Raw genomic sequence first — 341 nt, 5'->3', positions numbered from 1 at the left:
TAGCTATAGAAAGTGCATGTTCATTTTCTTTAGCAAACGAGGTTGGCGTAAAAACGAGCCTGGAATTCCATACCCTGCTGAAACTACTTGGTTATTCCCACGCCTTGTTTATCGTGCATTTTCAGAAGATTACATTGGGGAATCAAAAGCTGCAGAATTGTTAGGCAAATCACTAAGGGAATTCCGCCAGGATAGCGACTTGGAGTATGTGAATGCGGATACTCATTAGTGACGCTAATGTCATTATTGATATGGAAGACTGCGGCCTAACTGCTTTGATGCTAAAGCTGCCCTATCAGTTTTTGGTTCCAGATCTCTTATTTTATAGCGAACTTCAGAAT

Annotated in this window: 1 pseudogene; it reads left to right on the top strand. The window is 41.1% G+C overall.

From position 1 onward, the window contains the following. Positions 1-229: pseudogene (locus QWI17_RS16860) on the top strand (transcriptional regulator); the annotation flags it as partial. Positions 230-341: the final 112 nt, after the last annotated feature.

The organism is Gilvimarinus gilvus, assembly GCF_030518155.1.
GTDB lineage: Bacteria > Pseudomonadota > Gammaproteobacteria > Pseudomonadales > Cellvibrionaceae > Gilvimarinus > Gilvimarinus gilvus.
Note: the sequence above shows the minus strand (reverse complement) of the source record. Positions and strands in the feature narration are given on the sequence as shown.